Source organism: Salegentibacter maritimus, from assembly GCF_016236975.1.
Lineage (GTDB): Bacteria > Bacteroidota > Bacteroidia > Flavobacteriales > Flavobacteriaceae > Salegentibacter > Salegentibacter maritimus.
The window spans coordinates 89,319-112,184 of sequence record NZ_JAEHNY010000007.1 but is presented as its reverse complement, the minus strand read 5'-3'; the positions used below and the strand labels follow the sequence as shown (position 1 = coordinate 112,184).

18 protein-coding genes are annotated in these 22,866 nt (G+C 37.3%); 6 read left to right on the top strand and 12 right to left on the bottom strand.

The window, feature by feature from the left end:
* Positions 1 to 9: 9 nt before the first annotated feature.
* The 4 genes from I6U50_RS09225 to I6U50_RS09210 form a co-directional block, all read right to left on the bottom strand.
* A complete protein-coding gene (locus I6U50_RS09225; protein ID WP_198638634.1) occupies positions 10 to 804 on the bottom strand; it encodes a TrmH family RNA methyltransferase in 795 nt (264 codons plus the stop codon).
* Between the two features lie 106 nt (positions 805 to 910).
* Entirely contained in the window at positions 911 to 2,218 is a 1,308-nt protein-coding gene (locus I6U50_RS09220; RefSeq protein WP_198638633.1) for an amidohydrolase family protein, read from the bottom strand.
* Positions 2,219 to 2,229: 11 nt separating this feature from the next.
* The gene (locus I6U50_RS09215; RefSeq protein ID WP_198638632.1) at positions 2,230 to 5,226 is read right to left on the bottom strand and encodes an amidohydrolase family protein; all 2,997 of its coding nucleotides are present in this window, start codon (positions 5,224 to 5,226) and stop codon (positions 2,230 to 2,232) included.
* A gap of 385 nt (positions 5,227 to 5,611) precedes the next feature.
* Entirely contained in the window at positions 5,612 to 6,685 is a 1,074-nt protein-coding gene (locus tag I6U50_RS09210) for a DUF3810 domain-containing protein (protein ID WP_198638631.1), read from the bottom strand.
* A gap of 145 nt (positions 6,686 to 6,830) precedes the next feature.
* Between I6U50_RS09210 and I6U50_RS09205 the strand changes: the two genes are divergently transcribed.
* Positions 6,831 to 8,291 (top strand): aminoacyl-histidine dipeptidase, encoded by a 1,461-nt coding sequence (locus I6U50_RS09205; RefSeq protein WP_198638630.1) that lies wholly within the window; start codon positions 6,831 to 6,833, stop codon positions 8,289 to 8,291.
* 209 nt (positions 8,292 to 8,500) lie between these two features.
* Here the strand turns inward: I6U50_RS09205 and I6U50_RS09200 are convergent, their stop codons facing one another.
* The 3 genes from I6U50_RS09200 to I6U50_RS09190 are packed head-to-tail and all read right to left on the bottom strand — an operon-like array spanning position 8,501 to position 11,237.
* Positions 8,501 to 9,622 carry a peptidylprolyl isomerase gene (locus tag I6U50_RS09200; RefSeq protein ID WP_198638629.1) on the bottom strand — a complete coding sequence of 374 codons (1,122 nt, stop codon included), beginning with the start codon at positions 9,620 to 9,622 and terminating at the stop codon, positions 8,501 to 8,503.
* A 44-nt stretch (positions 9,623 to 9,666) separates the two neighbouring features.
* Complete coding sequence (gene gldI, locus I6U50_RS09195; protein ID WP_198628131.1) at positions 9,667 to 10,227, bottom strand: gliding motility-associated peptidyl-prolyl isomerase GldI; 561 nt, start codon at positions 10,225 to 10,227, stop codon at positions 9,667 to 9,669.
* Entirely contained in the window at positions 10,224 to 11,237 is a 1,014-nt protein-coding gene (locus tag I6U50_RS09190) for a DHH family phosphoesterase (protein WP_198628132.1), read from the bottom strand. Before I6U50_RS09190 ends, gldI begins: the two co-directional genes overlap by 4 nt.
* A 231-nt stretch (positions 11,238 to 11,468) precedes the next feature.
* Here I6U50_RS09190 and I6U50_RS09185 point away from each other — a divergent pair, with 231 nt between their 5' ends.
* Entirely contained in the window at positions 11,469 to 12,509 is a 1,041-nt protein-coding gene (locus tag I6U50_RS09185) for an alkaline phosphatase D family protein (protein WP_198628133.1), read from the top strand.
* A gap of 115 nt (positions 12,510 to 12,624) precedes the next feature.
* A complete protein-coding gene (locus I6U50_RS09180) occupies positions 12,625 to 13,044 on the top strand; it encodes a nucleoside-diphosphate kinase (RefSeq protein WP_193711791.1) in 420 nt (139 codons plus the stop codon).
* A gap of 148 nt (positions 13,045 to 13,192) precedes the next feature.
* Here the strand turns inward: I6U50_RS09180 and I6U50_RS09175 are convergent, their stop codons facing one another.
* Together I6U50_RS09175 and I6U50_RS09170 are read right to left on the bottom strand one after the other, a co-directional pair.
* Positions 13,193 to 14,011 carry a hypothetical protein gene (locus tag I6U50_RS09175; RefSeq protein WP_198638628.1) on the bottom strand — a complete coding sequence of 273 codons (819 nt, stop codon included), beginning with the start codon at positions 14,009 to 14,011 and terminating at the stop codon, positions 13,193 to 13,195.
* A 161-nt stretch (positions 14,012 to 14,172) separates the two neighbouring features.
* Positions 14,173 to 16,314 carry a M3 family metallopeptidase gene (locus I6U50_RS09170; protein WP_198638627.1) on the bottom strand — a complete coding sequence of 714 codons (2,142 nt, stop codon included), beginning with the start codon at positions 16,312 to 16,314 and terminating at the stop codon, positions 14,173 to 14,175.
* 179 nt (positions 16,315 to 16,493) lie between these two features.
* Here I6U50_RS09170 and azu point away from each other — a divergent pair, with 179 nt between their 5' ends.
* Both azu and serA read left to right on the top strand, forming a co-directional pair.
* The gene (azu, locus tag I6U50_RS09165) at positions 16,494 to 17,036 is read left to right on the top strand and encodes an azurin (protein WP_198638626.1); all 543 of its coding nucleotides are present in this window, start codon (positions 16,494 to 16,496) and stop codon (positions 17,034 to 17,036) included.
* Between the two features lie 311 nt (positions 17,037 to 17,347).
* Positions 17,348 to 19,240 (top strand): phosphoglycerate dehydrogenase, encoded by a 1,893-nt coding sequence (gene serA, locus I6U50_RS09160; protein ID WP_198638625.1) that lies wholly within the window; start codon positions 17,348 to 17,350, stop codon positions 19,238 to 19,240.
* 160 nt (positions 19,241 to 19,400) lie between these two features.
* Here the strand turns inward: serA and I6U50_RS09155 are convergent, their stop codons facing one another.
* From I6U50_RS09155 to I6U50_RS09145, 3 genes are all read right to left on the bottom strand, one after another.
* The gene (locus tag I6U50_RS09155; protein WP_198638624.1) at positions 19,401 to 19,895 is read right to left on the bottom strand and encodes a MepB family protein; all 495 of its coding nucleotides are present in this window, start codon (positions 19,893 to 19,895) and stop codon (positions 19,401 to 19,403) included.
* Between the two features lie 330 nt (positions 19,896 to 20,225).
* Positions 20,226 to 20,909: an aspartate/glutamate racemase family protein gene (locus I6U50_RS09150; protein WP_198638623.1), complete on the bottom strand. Its 684-nt coding sequence runs from the start codon at positions 20,907 to 20,909 to the stop codon at positions 20,226 to 20,228.
* Positions 20,910 to 20,930: 21 nt separating this feature from the next.
* Entirely contained in the window at positions 20,931 to 21,164 is a 234-nt protein-coding gene (locus I6U50_RS09145; RefSeq protein WP_198638622.1) for a cation transporter, read from the bottom strand.
* A 299-nt stretch (positions 21,165 to 21,463) separates the two neighbouring features.
* Between I6U50_RS09145 and I6U50_RS09140 the strand changes: the two genes are divergently transcribed.
* Positions 21,464 to 22,846 (top strand): MATE family efflux transporter, encoded by a 1,383-nt coding sequence (locus I6U50_RS09140; RefSeq protein ID WP_198638621.1) that lies wholly within the window; start codon positions 21,464 to 21,466, stop codon positions 22,844 to 22,846.
* The last annotated feature ends 20 nt before the right edge of the window (positions 22,847 to 22,866 follow it).

Sequence of the window (22,866 nt, the reverse complement as noted above, 5' to 3'; positions counted from 1 at the left end):
GGTTTCTCTTTAAAAACCGCGTTGTCTTTTGGCTTCAAAAATAAGTATTCCTGCAGCAACAGAAACATTCATAGAATCAATTTCACCACTCATTGGAATAATTATGTTTTGCGTTGAATTTTCACGCCATTCTTCGCTTAAGCCTGTAGCTTCTGTACCAACTACAATGGCTGAAGCCCTGGTAAAGTCTATCGTATGATATGGCTTTGAGACTTGCAATGCCGCAGCATATATAGAAATGTTATGTTGCTTTAAAAAAGCAATGATCTCTGAAGTGCTTCCGGTAGCAATTTTATTGGTGAATACACAGCCAACACTAGAGCGAATTATATTGGGATTGTATAAATCGGTTTTTGGGTTTGCAATAAAAACAGCATCTACTTTTGCAGCATCGGCAGTTCTTAAAATTGCGCCAATGTTTCCGGGCTTTTCTGGTGCTTCTGCGATAAGGATTAAAGGATTTTTTGTTTTGAATGTAATATCCTGAAGCCTGTTTTCCTTTGTTTTGAAAATAGCTAAAATACCTTCAGTACTACCTCTATATGCTATTTTTTCATAAACTTCAGCAGAAATTTCAGTGATAGGAACCTGGGGTGAGTTTAGTTTTTCAACTTCCTTCAATTCAATTAAGCCGGGGCAAAAGTAAATAGCTTTTAAAGCTAAGTTTCCTTTTATAGCCAATGCTATCTCCCGTTGGCCTTCTACCAAAAAAACACCTTCTTTTCGCCGTAGCCTGGATTTTTCCTGCAATTGGAGTAGGTGCTTAACTTCCTTGTTCTGTGTGCTACTTATTTGCTTAATCATAGGCGTAAAAATAGGGAGTTTAAACCTATTGCAAAGAAAAGAGGTTAACAAAAATACCTTTACTGGTAAAACTGTTAACCTCTTAATAAATTTAGGGAAATGCAGATTACTTACTTGCGCTCTCGTACTTCTTTTTATAACGCTCGTAAAGTTCGGTTTGGTGCGTATCTAAACTTACCTGGCGGCCCTGTATAAAAGCGTGGGTAAGAATATTTCCGCGCATATCTAAAGCGTCTCCTTCACTAATAAATAGGGTTGCTGTTTTTCCTTTTTCTAAAGTCCCAACCATATTATCTATTCCAAGAATTTTGGCGGTATTTGAAGTGATTAATTTAAGGGCTTCTTCTTTTCCCAAACCATAAGCACCGGTGGTTCCGGCATAAAATGGAAGGTTTCGTGTGTTCATTCGTTCCATGCTACCGCTACTTTCGAGGGCAACCAAAACCCCCTGGTTATGCAAAATACCCGCTAATTTATAAGGGAAATCATAATCATGGTCGTCACTGTTTGGAGTATCATGAGGCCGTTGTACCAAAACAGGAATATTATTTTCTTTTAGATCTTCAATAGCCTTATGGGCTTCATAACCCCCAACAATAACTAAATGCTCCAGTTTCTGGTCTTTTTTAAAGTCTATAACATCCAGAATTTCCTTTTTTGCGTTTACGTGAACATATACTCTTTTATCTCCGGTAAAAACATTTTTCATCGCTTCATACGCCAGATTGGTTTTTTGGTTGTTCCCGGCTAAATATGCTTTAGCTGAAGCAAAAAACTCTTCCAGTTTTAAGATTTTTTCCTGGTAGTCTTCGCTTACTTTTATTCCGGGATCTTCACCCGCCCACCAGCGGCCTCTGGTAAAGCTATCTGGCCAGTTAATATGCAAACCATCATCTTCTTTAATAACGGCGTCTTCCCAATTCCAGGCATCAAACTGTACAATAGAAGAAGTTCCCGAGATGCTCCCACCACGCGGAACAATTTGCCCCATTAGCACTCCATTTGGTCGCATGCTTTCCACAATTTTACTTTCGGCATTATAGGCAATTATACTTCTAATGTGCGGAAGCATAGAGCCTATTTCGTCCTCATCGTCTGTAGCGCGTACTGCATCAATTTCTACCAAACCTAAAGTAGCGTTGGGTGCAATAAAACCGGGGTAAACGTGCTTGCCTTCGGCTTCAATAATTCTCCCACGGTATTGCATTTTTGTTTCAGTGGCATCCATTACCTGGGTGATTTTCCCATCTTCAAAAATTATTAAACTATTTTCAATTATTTCTCCATTTCCAAGATGGGCGGTAGCCCCCACAATAGTTACTGCTTCGGTTTGTTTTGAAGCAGGGGTTTGCTGGGCAAAAGAATTTCCTATGCAGGCAAATAATGCTAGTAATATTAAATATTTCATCTTCATTCGTTCTTTTATTAATGTACTTCTTCTAATAAGTTACAGTGGATGTGTTGTTCTTCCTTTTTAGTCACCGGTTGCGTTTCTAAACCTTTGTTTTTGGCCTGTAGCATTTGGGTGATAAGTTTGCTTCGTTGTTCCCGAATTTCTTCTCGTAATTCTTTGTCTTTCTCTATATCAAAGAAAACCTTTCCCTGAATAAGGGTTTTTTCAGCTTTAGCATATATAGATAATGGGTTGTCTGACCATAACACAAGATCGGCGTCTTTTCCTGTTTTTACACTTCCAACCCTATCGTCTATATGCAATAATTTTGCCGGGTTTAGGGTAACAAACTTCCAGGCATCTTCTTCAGAAACTCCGCCGTATTTTACAGATTTTGCGGCTTCCTGGTTGAGCCTTCTACTCATTTCGGCATCATCACTATTAATTGCTGTAACAATTCCCTGGCTGTGCATAATTGGTGCATTATACGGTATTGCATCATTCACTTCATATTTATAGGCCCACCAATCGGAAAAAGTAGAACCTCCCGCACCGTGTGCCTTCATTTTATCGGCTACTTTATAACCTTCCAGAATATGGGTGAAAGTATTGATTCTAAAATCAAAATTTTCGGCAACTTTCATCAACATATTAATCTCGCTTTGCACATAAGAGTGGGCTGATACAAAACGTTCGCTATTTAGAATTTCAACCAGCGTTTCCATTTCAAGATCTTTTCTAAAATCTTCGTCGTTATTTCTGGCTTCTTCATATTCTCTTGCCCTGGTAAAATAATCGGTAAAAACCTGTTCTACCCCCATACGGGTTTGCGGAAACCTGGATCGGCTTCCCCAATTAGATTGCTTTACATTTTCCCCTAATGCGAATTTTATAAATTTAGGAGAATCTTCAAAAATTAAGTCTTCAGCGTTTTCCCCCCATTTTAACCTTAAAATAGCAGAACGCCCCCCAATAGGGTTTGCCGAACCGTGTAAAAGCTGGACGGTAGTTACCCCACCGGCAAGATTTCGGTAAATATTGATATCTGTAGGGTCTACAACGTCTTCCATACTAACTTCGGCAGTAGAATTATGCCCAGCTTCGTTAATGGCAGATGCTGCAATATGGGAATGCTCGTCTATAATTCCAGAGGTTAGGTGTTTTCCAGTGGCATCAATTACACGGGCGTTACCCGCGCGAAGATTTTGACCTATTTTCGAAATTTTCCCGTTTTTTACCAATACATCGGTATTTTCTATAATCCCTTCTTTTTCATTGGTCCAAACCGTGGCATTTTGAAAAAGAATAATTTCTTCTTTTGGCATTTCTGAAAAACCGTATGCTTTATTAGGAAAACTTACCGGCATAATTTCACGAAGTTCTTCTTCTTTAGCTTCTTCGTCGTCATTTTCTTCTACCTCTTCTGCTTTAGCGGTTTTAGTTGAAACTTCCTTCGTTGCGGTAAACCTGGTTTCAGAGCCATCACTTAGGTAAGCGGTTCCGGAAATTTCATTAGCATTTTCTCCAATTTTAGCTACCAAACGGGTAAACGCTGTTTTTGTAGTATCGGGCGAAGAAAGTAATAAATTCATCCAGTTATTGGAAAAACTAAGCTTTGCGCCCAATTTAGTGTCGTTAGACTTTACACTGGCTTTTGGCGCTTCCGGTTTGCCGGTTATGTTAAGTTTATAGTCTTTTCCTTCTAATTTAAGCTGGTAATTACCGGTAATATCGTTGGTTTTTATTTTGTTGATCACTGTTCTTTTTCCCTGGGTCCAGTTTTCGTAGATACTTGTTTCTTTATCAAAATAATCGCCCGAGGTAATGATAAAGTTTGCCCAGGCACCTTCTTTTAGAGTTCCCAAACGATTTTCTTCTCCAAGTATTTTTGCCGGGGTTGTGGTTAAAGCGGCAAGTGCATCTTCCTTATTTAAGCCATATTTAACCGCTTTTAATAAGTTGCTTCTAAAATCTTTTTCAACATTCAGGTCGTGTGTGGTTATAGTAAACGGAATGTCATTTTCGGCAAGCATTTTAAGGTTTGCCGGGGCCTGGTTCCAGGTTTTCATTTCCTCTAAGCTGAGATGTTCTGCCAGAAAAGGGTCTTCTACATCGTAGGCTTTCGGGAAATTTAAGGGAACAATAAATGTGCTTCCGGTTTCTTTAATTTCCTGCATGCGCTGGTATTCTTTACCATCGCCTAAAATCACATAATTTATGTTAAATTCTTTCCCTATTCTCCCTGCTCTTAAAGCATCAAGAAGATTATCGGTGGCAAAAATTTGGGTAAGATTTTTATTTCTGTTTAAAGCTTCCAAAGCCAAGTCTTTGTTCTCAGACTTTTCCTTTTCGTACCAATTGGCATCCAAATATGCCTGCCTAATTAAAGCCATTGCCCCCATAGTAGAGGTAGGATAAGATTGGTGGGACAATTTACTTTTATCGAAAGAAAGGTATTGCGCCGAACGATCTTTTAAAATTCGTTCTCCTTCGCTGCCGGCAGGGTTTAGGGCTACCAACATTCCTGTTCCCCGAATAATACCATCTGGTACGTGAGTGTTTACTACTCCAAATCCGGCTTTATGCAGGGAAGTAGCAGCTTTATCATCATAACTAAAAACTTCTACGGCCTTAGTTTCTGGTCTAATATGGTCGTTCCAATAGTAGCCTTCACGACTAGCTTCGTATTGAGGCTGGCCATTACTTCTTTGAGCTGTTTTAGGCTCTTTTACGCCAAAACTGCTGTAAAGGTCAATAAACGAAGGATAGACTTCGTTTCCTTCCAGGTCTATCACAATACTGTTTGTAGGTTCTTTAACCGATTTACCGATGGCGGTGATTTTGCCATCTTTTACAACAAAACTTCCGTTTTCAATAATTTCCTGCGGACTTACGTGAATTTTTGCATTTTTAAATACGGTGTAATTGGTTTGAGGATTTTTCACCCCATCGTTTTTGGGGAAGTATTCCTGGGCTTTACTTTGCAAACTTGCCAGAAACACCAGACATAGTAAAAGTCTTAATTTCATAAATTTTAGTTGAATTAAATGTGGTTTTGCACTTAAGAGGGGGAAATTAAGAAAATTATAACTAAGCTGAAATTTGTTTTGAAAATTAGTTAAGATTTCATTGGCACCGCCAAAGGGTGTAATATCCCGAGGCTTGCCTCAAAATTAAAAATCTGTTTCCAACGAATGCCCCGTGGCCTTACCCCGAGGTAGTTTATTGATGCCTTTTTTTCTCAGTAAATCAAAATCATGAATAATTGGTCATGATAAACTTGTTTCAGCATTTAATACGAACAGTCTATGCTTTTAAGCCCACCGAATAAATTTCGGGGTTGAGGTTTAAATTTTAGAATATGACTGTTCGAGGATATTAAATTTATTTTCTCAATCCTAAATAATGAATAGGTTAAAGACTATTTTTTTCTTCTGAAAAATAATTAACCAGCAAGGCAACTACATAACTATAGCTTTTCATCCCGTCTGCCTGGTTATTAACTATTAAAAAACGATTGTAAAAAGCCTGAAACAAAGGTTCAAACGGGTTTTGATGGGCAAGCCAAAAATCTTCTACTTCCCGGTAATTTTCTAAAATCCCCACATTCATTTTTGCTTTTAAGGTTTCAAATTTATCGGGATCCCTACGGTAAAGTTCACTCAAACAGTAGCGTAAGGCAAAGGTGTAGCCCGAATACCTAAAATAAGCATCGGGGTGATTCATAGTGCTTAAACAGGCTATAAAATTGGCCTCATTTTCTTTTGCAAAACCTAATTGATGACCAATTTCGTGACTTGCGGTGGTAGGAATTTTATAAGCTACAATTTGCGTGTTTACCTGGGCTTCCCCGGTTAATGGATTCAGGTAGCCATTAAAGCCCATATACGAAAGCGGAATACTGTATAAGGAGCGTTTTAGGGATTCTCCTTTGTAGGTGAGTTCAGGATAAGTCTTGCTAATATTAGTAAAACCTGTTATTGTTTTTGCAAAGATTTCATCTTTAGAATAGGGAATCACTACACTTACAGAATCATTATCTGCAAGTTGTTGGTGAAGTTTGTTAGATTCGGTAATTAAAATTTCAGAAAGTGAATAAAGCTCTTCGGTAGTATAGTTATTTTCAATTTTTAAAGTTTTGTGAAGGGGCAATCGGTAGTAATTAAATCCCCAAAAAATATGAAAGCAGGCATACACTAAAGATAAAACTGCCATGGTATCTATTACCCAAAATCTAGGGTTTCTAAATTTTTGTTGAAAACGCCTAATAAGCCAGCGAATTATTAAAATTCCGAAGAAGGTATACAGAAGGTCACCAAGCGAAAAGGGTAAAAAGCCGTGCCCATATCGCATTAATTTAGAGATTTTAGGATAAAGAAGGTTGCTGTACCAGTTTTCAACCAACTCGGGATAGCCACCCAGGAAAAAGATAAAAATTACCTGTAGCGGAAGCAAAAATGCTAAAATATAAAGTCCTTTTTTCTTCACGATTTAAAAATACAATAATTACTCAGCCTGGTTTAAAAATCTTAATCAACTCAGCCTGTATTGGTTAAATTAGTTTTAAAAAGCCGGGAAATTTTCCTTCTTTGTTAATAACCAATACCTTTGTGAAAGACCAAAATATAAAACAATGAGCGAAGAAATAAGGGAATTAGAACCAAAAATCTTATGGAATAAATTTGCCGATCTAAACGAAGTGCCACGACCTTCAAAGAAAGAAGAGCGGGTTATTGAGTTTATGAAAAAATTTGGGAACAATCTTAGCCTGGAGACCCTGGTAGATGAAACCGGAAATGTAGTGATTAAAAAACCGGCCACTGCAGGGATGGAAGATAGAAAACCAATTGTTTTGCAGGCGCACTTAGATATGGTGCACCAAAAAAATAACGATACCGACTTTGATTTTGAAAACAACGGTATTAACATGTATGTAGATGGCGATTGGGTGAAAGCAAAGGGCACAACCCTGGGGGCCGATAATGGCCTGGGAGTTGCCAGTATGATGGCTATTTTAGAAAGTAAGGAGATTGAGCATCCGGCCATTGAAGCCTTGTTTACCATAGACGAGGAAACAGGGATGACGGGAGCTAAAGGTTTAGACCCTAATTTACTTGAAGGGGAAATCCTTTTAAACCTGGACACCGAAGAAGATGATGAAATAGGTATTGGATGTGCCGGGGGAGTAGATATTACCGCAGTTAGAGATTATGAAGAAGAGCATACCCCAGACAATTCGGTGGGGTACCTTATTAAAGTAAAAGGTTTACAAGGTGGGCACTCCGGAATGGATATTATAAAAGGCCTGGCCAATGCCAATAAAATTATGGCTCGTGTACTTTTTGATGCGAACCGCGATTTTGGTTTACGTGTGGCCGGGATTAATGGCGGGGGATTAAGAAATGCTATTCCGCGTGAAAGCGAGGCGGTTGTAGTGGTAGATAAATCTAATACCGAAACTTTTCTAACAGAAATTATACAACAGGTGCGGGAGATTAAAGCTGAATTTGCTTCTCTGGAACCTAATATGGATATTGAAATTTCTGAAACTGAAGTTCCTAACAAGGTTATGAAGGTAGAAGACCAGCAAGAAGTGGTTAAGGCGATTTCAGCCGCACATAATGGTGTTTATAGAATGAGCCCCGATATTGAAGGTTTGGTAGAAGCTTCTAATAACATTGCCAGCGTTAAGGTAGAATACGGAAAGGTGAAAATTAATTGCTTAACAAGATCATCGGTAGAATCTTCTAAAAACGATTTGGCCAATAGTTTGGAAGCTACGTTCGAGTTGGCGAAGTTTAAAGTAAAACTTTCAGGAGAATATCCCGGTTGGGCACCAAACCCTAATTCTGCTATTTTAAAAGTGGTAGACGAGTTATACCAAAAACTGCATAACGAAAAAGCAGATGTGGCAGCCTGTCACGCCGGACTTGAATGCGGAATAATTGGAAACCATTACCCCGGGATGGATATGATTTCCTTTGGGCCTACCATTAGAGGAGCACATTCACCCGATGAAAGGGCAAGTATTTCTTCAGCCCAGAAATATTGGAAATTTTTACTTGAAGTGTTAAAAAATATCCCGAAGAAATAATTCGTGATTACAGTAAATTACCTCCGGGGAGGTTTACGAGATAATAAATCTCGATTACTGAGTAAATAAAAAGGCTGTTTGATATTATTTCTTAGCGTCAAGCTGAATTTATTTCAGCTTCTAAGTTTCATTGAAACTAGATCCTGAAACCAGTTCAGGATGACGAAAGATTAATAATCAAACAGCCTTTTTTATATTCAATAAGGAAATTATTCCTTAATGCTTTCCAGCTTTACCCTAAATACAAGGTTGGTGTTAGGAGGAATTACTCCGCCGGCACCACGCTCACCGTAACCTAAATGGCTGGGGATGTAAAGCAAGGCCTGGTCTCCTACACTCATTTGTTGTACTCCTTCTTTAAATCCGGGGATCATAGGTGCATCGGGGCCATAAACGATAGCCATAGGGCCATAACCGCCCTGGGCCTCACGATTAGGGTTGAAAAGCCCCATTTCTTTGGCCAATTCTTTTTTACTGGTGTCAAAAATATCACCGTCTTCAAAATAGCCCTCGTATGAAACCATTACCATTTGGCCGGTTTCAGGTTTTTCGCCCTCTCCTTTTTCTTCAAAATAAATTTGAAGTCCGCTGTCTAAAGCTTTAGCTTCATCTTTATGGCTTTCAAAGGTTTTGGCCATTTCTTCTTTTGCTTCCTGGCGCTTTTTAGCTTCAGCGTCTTCTTTCTCTTTTATGGCTTGCAACTCATCTTCAAAGACTTTAGGTGCTTCAAAATTTTTGGCATCTTTACCTTTTCTAATGATATTAACCTCTTCCATAGTTACCGTTTTAATAGGTTTGTCCTGTGGGCCGGTTTCAACTTTACCAATAGAATCTACAACATCCTGGCTTTTCACAATTTTACCAAAAACGGTATGTCTTCCATCTAAGTTTTGGGTAGGGGCAAGAGTTACAAAAAACTGACTCCCATTGGTGCCGGGGCCTGCGTTGGCCATAGAAAGTATACCTTTAGAGTCGTGGCTTAAACTGTCTACAATTTCATCTGGAAATTTATAACCTGGGCCTCCGCTACCGGTTCCGGTTGGATCCCCACCCTGAATAACAAAGCCGTCTATAATTCTGTGAAATGTAAGTCCGTTGTAATAGTTTTTTCCTTTGTAGGTACTGTCTACCATTTTGTTGGTACCCTCGGCAAGGGAAACAAAACTGGAAACGGTAATAGGGGTATCCTCGTAAAAGAGTTCGGCTACAAAGGTGCCATAATTTGTTTTAAATTCAGCATACATCCCATCTTCTAGTTCGGGATATTCGTCGTTACAAGCAAACATGGTAAATACCATGGCAAAAAGTAGTAAAAATTTACTGGTTCTCATTTAGTATAAAAATTAAAAAGGCCACCTATGGCCCTGGGTTTAACTTATCTTTGATTTTGGTTTTCTTCTTTTTCTATAATTTTATTCAAGGTTACTTTAGTTTGTAAGGGCCAATTAGTACCTATCTTGTTTTTATCTCCATAATAACCATAAGCTTTATAGGAAGGGAAAAGAAACGTAATTGTTTCTCCTTCCTGCATCAGTTTAAGCCCCTGTCTTAAACCGCTAAATAGTTTTTCCTGATCTATGGCATAGGTTCTGGTAGCTTTTTCCCCTTCGGCATAAATTACCTGTCCGTCTAATGTTTTGATGCTATAATCGAAGCTTACAACATCCCCAAATTCAGGTTTTAGCGTATTGGCAGTATCTTTATTTTTTTTATTGTAGGTATACCAAAAACCATCGGGCGAAGATTGGTATTCCCGGGTAGAATCGGCAGCAATTACAGCCTCAATTTGTGCTACTTCCTTTTCCAGAAGTTCCTGGTTTTTAGCGATAGATTCACTAATGTGCGAGCCAGATTTTTGTATGACCGGATATCTTGCTTCCGGAGACTTACAGGCTGCCAGAGCTATAATAGTTATAAGAATTAAAGTTTTTTTCATCCTTGTAATTCTTTATAATCGGGCAGGATATTATTTAATTTGGTAATGGTGTCTTCCATAGAAAGTTCACTTTTACCACCTGCGGCATTGTTGTGCCCTCCGCCTTCAAAATGTGCGCGGGCAAATTCATTTACATTAAAATCGCCCTTAGACCTAAAGGAAATTTTAATGATGCCCTCTTGTTTATTTTCAATAAAAATAAGGGCAAAAATAACATCTTCTATCGCCAACCCATAATTTACAAAACCTTCTGTATCTCCCTTCTGAAAATTATGTTTATCCAGTTCTTCCTGAGATAAAGTGATATAAGCCGTTTTATAGTTGTGCTTTACACGAAGGTTCTGCAAAGCGGTTCCTAAAAGCTGAAGCCTACTTTCATTAAAAGTATCAAAAATATTATTGTGTATTTCGTGGTTAACGGCCCCTTTGTCTATAAGTTTAGCTATTACACGATGTGTCTCTGAACTGGTGGCACTAAACCTAAACGAACCGGTATCGGTCATAATCCCTGCATAGAGACAGGTGGCAATTTCAGGGGTGATTTTTTCTACAGCGCGTAGTTTATTTATAAAATGGTACACCATTTCGCAGGTAGAACTCATTTCGGCATCGCTGTAGGTATAGTTGGCAAAATCTGATGGTTCCCTATGATGGTCTATCATTATAAAAACCGCTTGTGAAGCAGTTAAAATATCCTGCATATCACCAGAGCGGTTTAAGTGATTAAAATCTAGCGCAAAAACAATATCTGCATCACTTATAAGCTTGTCTGCATTTTCTTTATCTTTTTCATAAATCATTACCTCTTCATTTCCCGGCAACCATTTTAAAAACTTCGGATATTCATTGGGCGCAATCACATCTACCTGGTGCCCTTTGTTTTTTAAAAAATGCATAAGCCCTAAAGACGAGCCTATGGCATCACCATCGGGGCCTTTATGGGGTACAATAACTATATTTCGCGCCTCTGAAAGTTCGGCGGTGATTTCTAAAATTGCTTGTTCTATCATAATTGTAAAATAAAATACCCTGAAACAATTCTACAAGGTATTAAGGAAAAAAAATAATCTTTCTTCAATAATGAAGGTTTAAATACTTTGTGGCTTACCAGGAAATCTAATTTTTTAGTACCTAATACGATTGCCACGAGGTGATTTTTTGTAATAGCCAATAAATATACAATTTATTAATACCGGCTTACTAAAGCAATCTTTATTTTTGCAATTCACAAATCAACAAAAATGAAAGGAATAATCTCAATCTTAATTAGCTTTTTTCTATTGGTTTCTTGCGGAAGCAATTCCAAATCTTCCCAAAATGGAAAGGAAAGCGCCACTGAAAGCTGCGATTATATAATTGCTTTTGGAAGTTGCAACCGGCAGGATAAACCACAGCCACTTTGGAACGCGATACTGCAGGAAAGTCCGGACCTGTTTCTTTGGGGCGGAGATAATATTTATGCTGATACCGAAGACATGACTAAAATGGAAGCCGATTATGAAAAGCAGAAAAATAATGAAGGCTACCAAAACTTAATTGAAACCACGCCGGTTTTAGGCACCTGGGACGATCACGACTATGGTAAAAACGATGGTGGCCGTGAATGGGAATATAAAAAGGAAAGTCAGCAGTTGTTTCTCGATTTCTTTGATGTATCAAAGAGTGATCCTCGTCGTGAAAGAGAAGGGGTGTATCACGCTAAAGATTTTAAGGAAGACGGCAAAACTATAAAAGTAATTGTTTTGGATACCCGGTATTTTAGGTCGCCCTTAGAAGCTAGTGAGAAACCGGGCCAACGCTATAAAATTAACTATGAAGGAACTATTTTGGGTGAAAAGCAATGGAATTGGTTGCAACAGGAATTGAATAACAGTACTGCCAATTATAATTTAATATTAGGATCTATTCAGGTGCTTTCTGGAGAACATGGCTTTGAGACCTGGGCTAATTTCCCGGCAGAAGTAGAAAAATTGGAAAAGCTTATAGAAACTTCTAAAGCTAAAAATGTAATTCTGCTTAGTGGCGACAGGCATATTTCAGAGTTTTCAGAAAAGAAAATAAACGGATTGGATTATCCGCTGGTAGATTTTACCTCTAGCGGGTTAACGCATTCTTATACTGATTTTAGTGGAGAGCCCAACCAATACAGAGTAGGAGAGGTGGTAAGCGATTTAAGTTATGGTTTGCTGAAGTTTAATTTTGCTTCAGGTGAAGTTAAGATGGAAATGCGCGGCGTTGGAAATAAACTTCAGCAAGAATATTTAGTAAAGTATAAAGATTAACAAACAATAACTTTAATGATGCAGCTGCCTGAAAGCTAAAAGCATATAAAATAGAAAGGAACTTGTAAATGCAGCTTATTTATTTATTTTTGCCAAAATTTTAAAAAACCAAACAATGGCAGGAAAAAGAACATTCACCATGATAAAGCCCGATGCAGTTGAAGCCGGGAATGTAGGTGCAATATTAGAACAAATAACCAGTTCAGGCTTTAGAATTGTAGCTTTGAAAATGACTCAAATGACTACCGCTGATGCTCAGGAGTTTTATGCAGTACATAACGAGCGTCCTTTCTTTGGGGAGTTGGTAGAGTTTATGACTCGCGGGCCAATCGTATCGGCTGTGTTAGAAAAAGAAAATGCCGTAGAAGATTTTAGAGCTTTAATAGGAGCGACAAATCCGGAAGATGCTGCTGAGGGAACTATAAGAAAAAAATACGCGAAATCTGTTGGTGAAAACGCTGTTCACGGAAGTGATAGCGACGAAAACGCACAGATTGAAGCTGCTTTCCACTTCTCTGGTAGAGAGATGTTCTAAGCAGAACTTTTTAAGTAACATAAAAAGCCATCAGTTATTCGCTGATGGCTTTTTTGTTAAATCTAAGTGAAAAAGATTTTATTGGCATCACCAATATGGTATAATACTCCGAGGTAGTTTACCAGTAATGCATTAAGTGGTTAAAAAATTATCTCGGTTGGGCATAAATTTGGTTATCTATTACAAAATTATTGCCAGTTTCTACCTCGTCTTTAAATAGCACAATTTTATTTTTTGCTGTCAGCCAAATATGTTGCGGTTTTTTATCTTCTAAAGGAACTGTAAAGTGTTTTTTGTAAATTTGTTTTAAATCTTGTGTCTCAGAATAAGAATATTGAGGGCTGGCGTATAGCTCTACCATGTACTTATATAAGTAGGTCTCCTTTTCGTTTTCTATAAGTTTTTTATTTACAAGATCATAATAATCTATATTTTCCCAGTAGTCATTTAAAACTACAAGCGGGAGAGAATCTTCAAGTTTTTGAAAAATACCTAGAGTGTTGTTGCTTAGTAAATTAATGTAACCCGTATTTGAAACCTGAGAAAAAGAATTCCAATTTACGTTTAAAAAATCCTTCTCATTTTTAACTTCTATAGGTATTGCTTTTTCAGTTATAATGCTTCCTTGCTTGTATCCAATTAGTGTTGCATCATATTGCTTAGGTAAATAGAAGCTATGAGACCACTTATAGGAGAGGCTATTTTTTTCAAAAACTGTAAAGCTGCCATATAATCCTTCAACTTTAAAAATTATGGAGTCATATTTTCTGGAGAAATCCAGTTTAGTAACTTCTTTGCTACTAACAGGAATTATTTCGAATGTAAATAGATCTAAAATATTACCCTTAGTCATATTGGCAGTAAACTTAAAGTCAAATTTATTATTTAAATCATCAGTCTCTTCTTCTTTGGTACACGAAATCACTAAGAGTATTAGGAGTGAAAATGTAATTCTTTTTAATATCATATAAGTTTTTATGAGGATAGACTAAAATTTTCTGTGGTTACTTACTACATTTTTTTAGCCTATTTTATTTAAGCTATTGAAAGCTTATATTAAATATTACGGTATAACAATAGAACATAATACTCCGGGTAACCCGAAGTATTATGTGGGAATATATAAGTTTAATTAGGAACCGGGAAACCACGATCACGCATTAATGCATCAATCTTTGCATCTCTACCTCTAAACTTTCGGTAAGCTTCAGCGGGGTCCATGGCGTTTCTTGGGGCAAAAAGATATTTCACCAATTTTTTGGCAAGGGTTGCATCATAAAATCCGCCGGGAGCTTCTGCAAAAGCTTCAGAAGCATCAGAGGTTAATACGTCTGCCCATAAATAGCCGTAATACCCGGTAGCATAACCTTCCCCTGAAAAAACGTGTCCAAAATGGGGGGAACGGTGTCTCATTACTATTTCATCTGGCATCCCCAATGCGTCAAGGGTTTCTTTTTCAAATTGTTTAGGTTCGATTTTTTCGGGATCTGTAGTATGATATTTCATATCCATTAAAGCCGAAGCCAAAAACTCGGTGGTCGCAAAGCCCTGGTTAAAAGTGGCTGCTTTTTTAATTTTAGCTACCAGTTCGTCTGGAATTACCTCTCCGGTTTCGTGATGTTTTAAATAACGATTTATCACTTTATCTGTAGATAACCAACGTTCTAACAACTGCGATTGAAATTCGGTATAATCACGAACGCCGCTGTTTAAGGTTGGATATTTAATATCTGCTGCTAAAAAGTGCAAGGCGTGTCCAAATTCGTGGAAAAACGTTTCGGCATCGTCCCAGGAAACCAAAACGGGTTCACCGGGAGCCGGTTTTATAAAGTTAGAATTGTTAGATGCCAATACGGGTTTTGCACCTTCTAATTCAGAATAGCTTCTATAAGTAGTTGCCCAGGCACCTGAACGTTTTCCCTGGCGGGCAAAAGGATCTAAATACCAAAGTCCAATAAGCTCCCCCGAATCTTTATCGGTCACTTCCCAAACTTTTACATCTTCGTGGAACACAGGAACACTTCCTTCTTCCACAGGTTTAAAATCAAAATTAAAAAGTTCTCCTGCGGTAAAGAATAAAGCCTGGGTAAGGTTACCCAATTCAAGGTATTGTTTTACTTCTTCACTGTCCAGGTCGTATTTCTCTTTCCTTACTTTCTCGGCATAATAGCGATAATCCCAGGGCTTAATGGTAATATTAGCGCCTTCACGATCGGCAACCGCTTGCATATCTTTTACTTCCTCTTCAACACGGGCAAGAGCGGCCGGCCAAACCGCTTCCATAAGCTCCATCGCATTTTCAGGGTTTTTTGCCATGCGGTTTTGTAAACGCCATTGGGCAAAATTATCGTAGCCTAACAACTCTACACGTTCGTCACGAAGTTTCAGGATCTTTTTTATAACTTCATTATTATCAAATTCATCATTATTGTCTCCACGCGAATAATAATTACGCCATACTTGTTCCCTTAATTCACGTTCATCTGAATAGGTTAAAAAAGGATCCATAGAAGAGCGCGTGTTGGTTACGGCATATTTTCCGCTTTCACCATTGGCTTCAGCCGTGCTGGCCGCAGCTTTAATATAAGATTCCGTAAGTCCGCTAAGTTGATCTTCGGTTAAATAAACAATGTAATTTTCCTCTTCGGCAAGAACATTATTAGAGAACTTGGTATAAAGTCCAGACAGCTCTTTGTTTATTTCAGCATAACGCGCTTTGTCTTCTTTATTTAAATTGGCACCTTCCATGGCAAACTCTTCGTAAATAAGGTCAATTACACGTTGATCGGGAGCCGGTAGCGGATTTTCCTGTGAATTTTCATAAACTGTTTTAATCCTTTCAAATAGGGCGGTGTTTTGAGAAATCTTAGAACTGTATTCAGAAATTTTGGGAGAGAGTTCCCGTTGTACTTCCCTGAATTCGGGACTGGAAATATTGCTGCTAAAAATCCCATAGTAGGTGAATACCCGGCTTAAAAGATCGCCAGAATCTTCAAACGGTACAATGGTATTTGCAAAAGTTGCCGGCTCGGGATTTTGGGTAATTTTATCAATTTCGGCAAGATGTGCGTCCATGGCTTTAAGCATTGCCGGTTTTACCAGCTCTACCTTCATTTTATCGAAAGCCGGAACCCCTGCATAGGGGCCGCTCCACTCAGCAAGTAAAATATTATCCATAGTGTTTGTTGCTTGATTTTGTTCCTGAGAATTAGCCTGAAGTCCTGCAACCAAAGCAAATACTCCCAGGCTTTTTATAATTCTTTTTTTCATGGATTGTGGTTTTAATTTTAATGTATGAAGATAAGTGATTTTGATAAAATAATGACTCCTGTAATCCCGGTATTTCTTATTGATTTCATAAAAAACCTGAATGTTTATATTAGCTACTAAAATTAAATTATCTTTGAAGTAGAACATAAAAACGAAATACAAATATTAAAAAATTAGGAATGAGATTTTTAAGCAAAACTGTTTTGATTTTAGGAGCCGTGGCAATGATTGCATGTGGCGATAAAAAAGAAGAAAAAGAAGATAAAATAACTATTGGAGATGGTAACAGCCCAAAAACTGAAACTACTACCAAAGAGGCTTCATCAAGCAGTGATGCTGCTGATGCTGATGTAGTAGAGGTAAGTATAGAAGGGAACGACCAGATGCGATTTAATAAAGATGAGATTAAAGTAAAAGCCGGGCAAACCGTTAGGCTTACTTTAAAGCACGTGGGAGAGATGGAGAAAAGCGTTATGGGGCATAACTGGGTATTGTTAACTCAGGGAACGGTAATTAACGAATTTGGACAGAAAGCGGTTCAGGCCAAGGATAACGATTATATTCCTGAAGGAACAGACGCTGTTATTGCTCATACCAAAATGATTGGAGGAGGGGAAGAAGTAACCATTGAGTTTGAAGCTCCTGCAGCCGGTGAATACGATTTTATTTGTAGTTTTCCTGGTCACTATTCTGTAATGAAAGGTAAATTTATTGTAGAGTAACAATACTTCTATAAAGTTCTTGAAATGCCTTTACTATGGAAGAAATTCCTGGGTAAAGGCATTTTTTTGTGCCCTGATTTTTAATTTTTCGGTTTTGTATTAAATCTTTTTGTTTTAAAAATCAATAAAAATTCAATTTTATAAGCTAAAATTCTCTGGATTTTAACAGCTTTTTATTTTATTCTGATGCATATTATGAAATATTAAAATCTATAGATCACCAGGTTTTTCCCTTCGTATTTTTCCTGAAATAAGTATAATAAGACTACTAAAAATAGTAGTTTTAGGGTTCATTTTACAGCACCTTTAATATGAGTGAAAATAAGCACTTTGTAATAGATTTTGATAGCACCTTTACCCAGGTTGAAGCCCTTGATGTTTTAGGCGAGATTTCCCTGGCAAACGATCCTGATAAAAATAAAAACCTTGCCGAGGTTGAAGCCTTAACAGATAAGGGAATGAAAGGCGAGATGTCTTTTAGGGAATCTCTTGTAGAACGCCTGCGTTTACTAAAAGCCAATAAGAGTCATTTACCAGATTTGGTAGAAAATCTAAAAGAAAGGGTATCTTCTTCTTTTGTTAGAAACCGGGAGTTTTTTAATGATTATCACGAAAACATTTATATTCTCTCAAATGGTTTTAAAGAATTTATCGTGCCTATTGTAGCACCTTACGGTGTTAAGCCCGAAAATGTATTTGCCAATACTTTTGAATATGATGAACAGGGCAATATTATAAGTTTTGATCACAATAATGTTCTATCTTCTAATAACGGGAAAGTAGAACAACTTAAAAAATTAAACCTAAAAGGTGATGTTTATGTAATTGGAGATGGTTATACCGATTACGAAATTAAAGCTGCAGGTCTTGCTAATAAGTTTTATGCTTTTACCGAAAATGTGGAAAGAGCAAATATTCTTGAAAAAGCAGACCATATCACACCAAGTTTAGACGAATTTTTATTTGTACACAATATGAACAAAGCAATCTCTTATCCTAAAAACAGAATTAATGTCTTACTTCTTGAAAACGTACATCAAGACGCGGTAGATATTATGAAAAAAGAGGGTTACAATGTAACGGTACATCCCGGTGCCATGGATGAAGATGAACTTTGTGAGAAGATAAAAGATGTTTCGATTATAGGAATTAGATCTAAAACCCATTTAACCGAAAAAGTTCTGGCCCATGCAAACCGTTTAATTGCGGTAGGAGCATTTTGTATAGGAACTAACCAAATAGATCTTCAGGCTTGTTTAAAGAAAGGAGTTGCGGTATTTAATGCACCTTACAGTAATACAAGATCGGTTGTAGAGCTGGCTATAGGAGAGATTATTTTGCTAATGCGTAACCTTCCAGATAAGATGAGGTTAATGCATGAAGGTAAATGGGATAAATCGGCTAATAATAGTTTTGAAACCCGCGGAAAGAAACTTGGAATTATAGGTTATGGTAATATTGGGGCACAACTTTCTGTAATGGCAGAATCTGTTGGTTTCGACGTATATTACTATGATGTTGAAGAAAAGTTGCCAATGGGTAATGTTACCAAGTGCAATTCCTTAAAAGAACTTTTAGAGACCGTAGATGTTGTATCGCTTCACGTAGACGGAAGAAAAGAAAATAAAAACTTAATTGGGGAAAAGGAATTTGGTTACATGAAGAATAATGTGACCTTCATAAACCTAAGCCGTGGGCATGTAGTAGATATTAAGGCGCTTAAAAAGAATATAGAGTCCGGTAAAATTATGGGGGCCGGTATCGATGTTTATCCGCAAGAGCCCAAAACCAATAATGAAGAATTTGTTTCAGAATTAAGGAATTTACCTAATGTAATTTTAACGCCACACATTGGAGGTAGTACATTAGAAGCCCAGGAAAATATTGGAAATTTTGTTCCGGGAAAAATTATTGAATATATCAATACCGGAAGTACTACTAACTCTGTGAACTTCCCTAATTTACAGTTGCCTGTATTGCAGAATGCACATAGGCTTATACATATTCACGAAAACAGGCCTGGCATTTTAGCGGAAATCAATAGAATTCTTGCCGGGCACGATATTAATATTGAAGGTCAATATTTAAAAACCAATGAGACCATTGGTTATGTAATTACAGATATTGACAAACGTTACGATAAAGCGGTTATAAAAGACTTAAAAGGTCTTAAAGGAACCATACGTTTCAGAGTTCTATATTAGAAATCTTTTAAATAGATTAGATCCCGGGGGTTATTTTTTAAAAATCAAAGAAATAAGTCTCGGGATTTCTTTTTGGTCTTCACTGGGTGATCCAAATTTCGTTCTCAGGCTTTGCTTCGAATTCAAAAAAAGCTTTTTTAAAATAATGAACCAGCATATTTTATTTTCCGCAGTACAATTGTTCCGCTTTTTTTAGATTAGTGTTGCTGTTTATTTCATAGAAATAATCTAATTGCCATTTTTGGGTTTTTTCGGCTTGTTTACTCCTTACAAGATCCCATTTAGGATACACTCTAAAAGCTCTCTTTCCTTCTTTTGTTTTGGTTGAGATGATACCCTTTTTTATCAAAATAGACCTAGGGAATACAAACTGTCCAAACCTTTTAGCGGTTCGACTGTTCACTACAAAAAAGTCAATATTGTCATCATGGTTAAATGGCTCAATTGGTCCCTTACCAATTCTTTTCCAAAATGTCACAAATTGTCCCGCTTTTTTAGGGGTAATTTTCGCGTTTCTGCTTAGTATATGTAGATCGTTTAATTTAAATTGACAGGCATCGTATTCTTTGCTTTCTAATTCAGTTTTAAACTCAGAAATTTTAAGATTGCACCTGTCATAAATTTCTTTCTTTATTTGAGTGAGATTTTGGTCCATTTGATTTAAATAGGGGTGTTCACTGTATATTTAAAATAATCAGTTTTATAGAAGAACCAAAAGTAAGTCTATTTTAAAAAAGAAAATATACCCTTATTAGGGTATTGTGTCCAGGCTCTTTTCTGGATAAATTTGGAATAATATTTTGTTTGGGATAAGAAGGTCGTGATCTGGTTTAGGTAGGGATAAATCAGGTTGGGGCCTTTTTTATTGGCAGTACCAAAAGTATATTACCTCGAGGTTCCCTCGAAATTAAAAATTTGTTTCCAACAAATACCTCGTGGGCCTGGCCCGAGGTAGTTTACCCGATGGCTTCAGGTTTAAAAACATTTAATCTTTTAAAATAAATTCGGTAGCCATTTTTGCGTGAAGACTGGTAGTGTCTAAAAGGGGAATTTCAGTATCATTTTCTTTAATAAGCATGGGGAGCTCGGTACAGCCCAATATTATTGCTTCAGCGCCTTGCTCTTTTAGTATTTGCATTTGCTCTAAATAGAAGTTTTTGGCCTTATCGGTGAATTTTCCCTGGGTAAGTTCTTCTGAAATAAACCTATGGGTTTTATCAATATAACTATCGCCAGGGATTAAAGTTTCTATTTGGTGCTCTTCTCTTAATCTGCCCGATAAAAAATTACCAAGCATTGTTGGTTTTGTGCCTAAAAGCCCTAGTTTTTTAAACCCTTTTTGTTTAGCTTCTTTGGCTATAGCATCGGCAATATGAAGTATTGGAATATTGAGTTTAGGTTGTACAAAATCAAAAACCATATGCGGTGTATTAGCACAAATAATTACAGCTTTAACCCCTGCCGTTTCAAGTTTTTTAGCAATACCTAAATAAGCGTTTTTAATTTTTTCAGCATCATTTTCACGCATTAACTGAACATTGAGACTGTATAGAAGTAAAGGCGGATTTTGTTGTGTGCCAATCTTTGCACCAACAAGTTCATTTAAAAGCCTGTAATATTCTATAGTAGAGTGCCAGGAGGTACCCCCAATCATTCCCAGTAAATTCATAATGCATGGTTTTTGCTGAATTTAAGCAATTTTTAGGTCTTTGTCACATTGATCTTCAATTTCTGACTTTCGAAAAGAATTTAAAATACCTACAGCCTCCAATGCGGCAAATTCAGTTTTATAAATAAAGGAAACCCTGGCTTCTTTCTCGTTAGCCGAGATATCATAAATATCTTTAATTTTAGACAATCTTTGGGTAATGTATGTTATACAGTTTCTGCAATTGAGTTCTTTTAGTGAGATTGTAGCTTTCATAATAATTCATTTTTTTGCTTTTCCATACTATGGTAAACTTACTGTGTATATAGTAGGTTTTGTATGAGCAATGTCAGTTTACCACATATTTGGAGTATAAAAAGTTTTTTGTTGGGTGTTTTTAAAATGCTCGTGCTAAGCTTACGGGATTTTCTTAAAAAATGAAGGTAGAAAACGGCTACAAAATCATTAATTCTCTTGTATCGAGTAAAATACTTTTAAGAAATGGTTAAAAGCAAATTGAAGTATTAAGTTGGGAGATATTTTTCTTTACTTGCAAGGCTTAAATTTTCAGGAAATTGCGAAAGAAAAAACAACCCATAAAATATACCGAAGGTAAGATTTTTAGCTCTCTGGCTAATTTGGCCTGGCCTATTATATTGGCAAATATATTACAAACCGCATACCAGTTAATAGATACATTTTGGTTGGGGAGATTAGGAGCCGATGCCGTTGCAGCGGTAAGTATAAGTTTTCCTATCCTTTTTTTAATCCTTTCGTTGGGTGCCGGCTTAACATTGGCAGGAACCGTGATTGTTTCGCAACATAAAGGAGCCGAAAACCAGGCTGAGGTAAATTACAGTTCTTCGCAAACGGTTTTTGTAATCTTTTTTATATCGGTTTTGTTGGCTATTGTTGGCTATTTTTCTTCAACACCACTAATGAAACTTATAGGTGCCGGCCCCGAAATACTTAGTGATTCGGTAAGCTACTTTCAGGTTTCTTCTTTGGGTTTCATCTTTCTGTTTATGTTTTATGTGTTCCAATCTTTAATGCGGGGAATTGGAAATGTGCTCTTACCCATGTATGTAGTTTTGGCTACGGTATTTTTAAATTTAGTATTAGATCCGCTATTTATTTTTGGATTTGGCCCTATTCCTGGGTTTGGGGTGGCCGGGGCTGCGGTAGCCAGTGTTGTAACCCAGGGTTTATCGGCATTAGCCGGTTTACTTATTCTTTTTAGGGGTAAAAGAGGGATTAAGATTAATTTTAGCGAGATGAAATTCGATTTCCCCTGGACACGAAGAATGTTCAATATAGGCATTCCTTCCAGTATGGAGATGTCTACCAGGGCAGCGGGAATGACGGTTATGGTGATGTTGGTGACCAGTTTTGGGAGTGAAGTTGTGGCAGCTTACGGTATTGGAAGTAGAATATTAAGTCTTATTGTAGTACCGGCACTTGGTTTTGCGATGGCCACTACTACCTTAGTAGGTCAAAATATAGGAGCTGGAAAAATAAAGCGCGCCGAAAGAATAGGGAACTTAAGTACTAAAATTGGTTTTTTTGGATTAACTGCCGTTGGTTTAATTCTTTTCTTTTTAGCTGAACCTATTACTGCATTTTTTGTTCCCAACGACTCCGGTGTAATTAGGGACGGATCTTTATTTATTAAAATTATGGCACCCAGTTTTGGTGTGCTTGGCGTCCAGCAGGTGTTAAATGGGGTGTTTAATGGTGCCGGCTTTACAAAAGCCTCTTTGTTAATTTCGGTTTTTGCCCTCTGGATTATTCGTTTCCCTATGGCTTTTGTTTTATCCAATAATACCAGTCTTTCTTTTGAAGGTATCTGGTGGGCTTTTCCTATCTCTAATCTTATTGCTGCTATTGTGGCTTTTTCTTATTATAAAATGGGGCATTGGAAGTTAAGGACTATTCGTTATCGCCACAGGCAACTTTAATTTGTTGTGAGCTAAAACAA

Coding starts and splice junctions, on each gene's coding strand:
- I6U50_RS09225 (WP_198638634.1), bottom strand. CDS start 804: ATGATTAAGCAAATAAGTAGCACACAGAACAAGGAAGTTAAGCACCTA.
- I6U50_RS09220 (WP_198638633.1), bottom strand. CDS start 2,218: ATGAAGATGAAATATTTAATATTACTAGCATTATTTGCCTGCATAGGA.
- I6U50_RS09215 (WP_198638632.1), bottom strand. CDS start 5,226: ATGAAATTAAGACTTTTACTATGTCTGGTGTTTCTGGCAAGTTTGCAA.
- I6U50_RS09205 (WP_198638630.1), top strand. CDS start 6,831: ATGAGCGAAGAAATAAGGGAATTAGAACCAAAAATCTTATGGAATAAA.
- I6U50_RS09200 (WP_198638629.1), bottom strand. CDS start 9,622: ATGAGAACCAGTAAATTTTTACTACTTTTTGCCATGGTATTTACCATG.
- gldI (WP_198628131.1), bottom strand. CDS start 10,227: ATGAAAAAAACTTTAATTCTTATAACTATTATAGCTCTGGCAGCCTGT.
- I6U50_RS09190 (WP_198628132.1), bottom strand. CDS start 11,237: ATGATAGAACAAGCAATTTTAGAAATCACCGCCGAACTTTCAGAGGCG.
- I6U50_RS09185 (WP_198628133.1), top strand. CDS start 11,469: ATGAAAGGAATAATCTCAATCTTAATTAGCTTTTTTCTATTGGTTTCT.
- I6U50_RS09180 (WP_193711791.1), top strand. CDS start 12,625: ATGGCAGGAAAAAGAACATTCACCATGATAAAGCCCGATGCAGTTGAA.
- I6U50_RS09175 (WP_198638628.1), bottom strand. CDS start 14,011: ATGATATTAAAAAGAATTACATTTTCACTCCTAATACTCTTAGTGATT.
- I6U50_RS09170 (WP_198638627.1), bottom strand. CDS start 16,314: ATGAAAAAAAGAATTATAAAAAGCCTGGGAGTATTTGCTTTGGTTGCA.
- azu (WP_198638626.1), top strand. CDS start 16,494: ATGAGATTTTTAAGCAAAACTGTTTTGATTTTAGGAGCCGTGGCAATG.
- serA (WP_198638625.1), top strand. CDS start 17,348: ATGAGTGAAAATAAGCACTTTGTAATAGATTTTGATAGCACCTTTACC.
- I6U50_RS09155 (WP_198638624.1), bottom strand. CDS start 19,895: ATGGACCAAAATCTCACTCAAATAAAGAAAGAAATTTATGACAGGTGC.
- I6U50_RS09150 (WP_198638623.1), bottom strand. CDS start 20,909: ATGAATTTACTGGGAATGATTGGGGGTACCTCCTGGCACTCTACTATA.
- I6U50_RS09145 (WP_198638622.1), bottom strand. CDS start 21,164: ATGAAAGCTACAATCTCACTAAAAGAACTCAATTGCAGAAACTGTATA.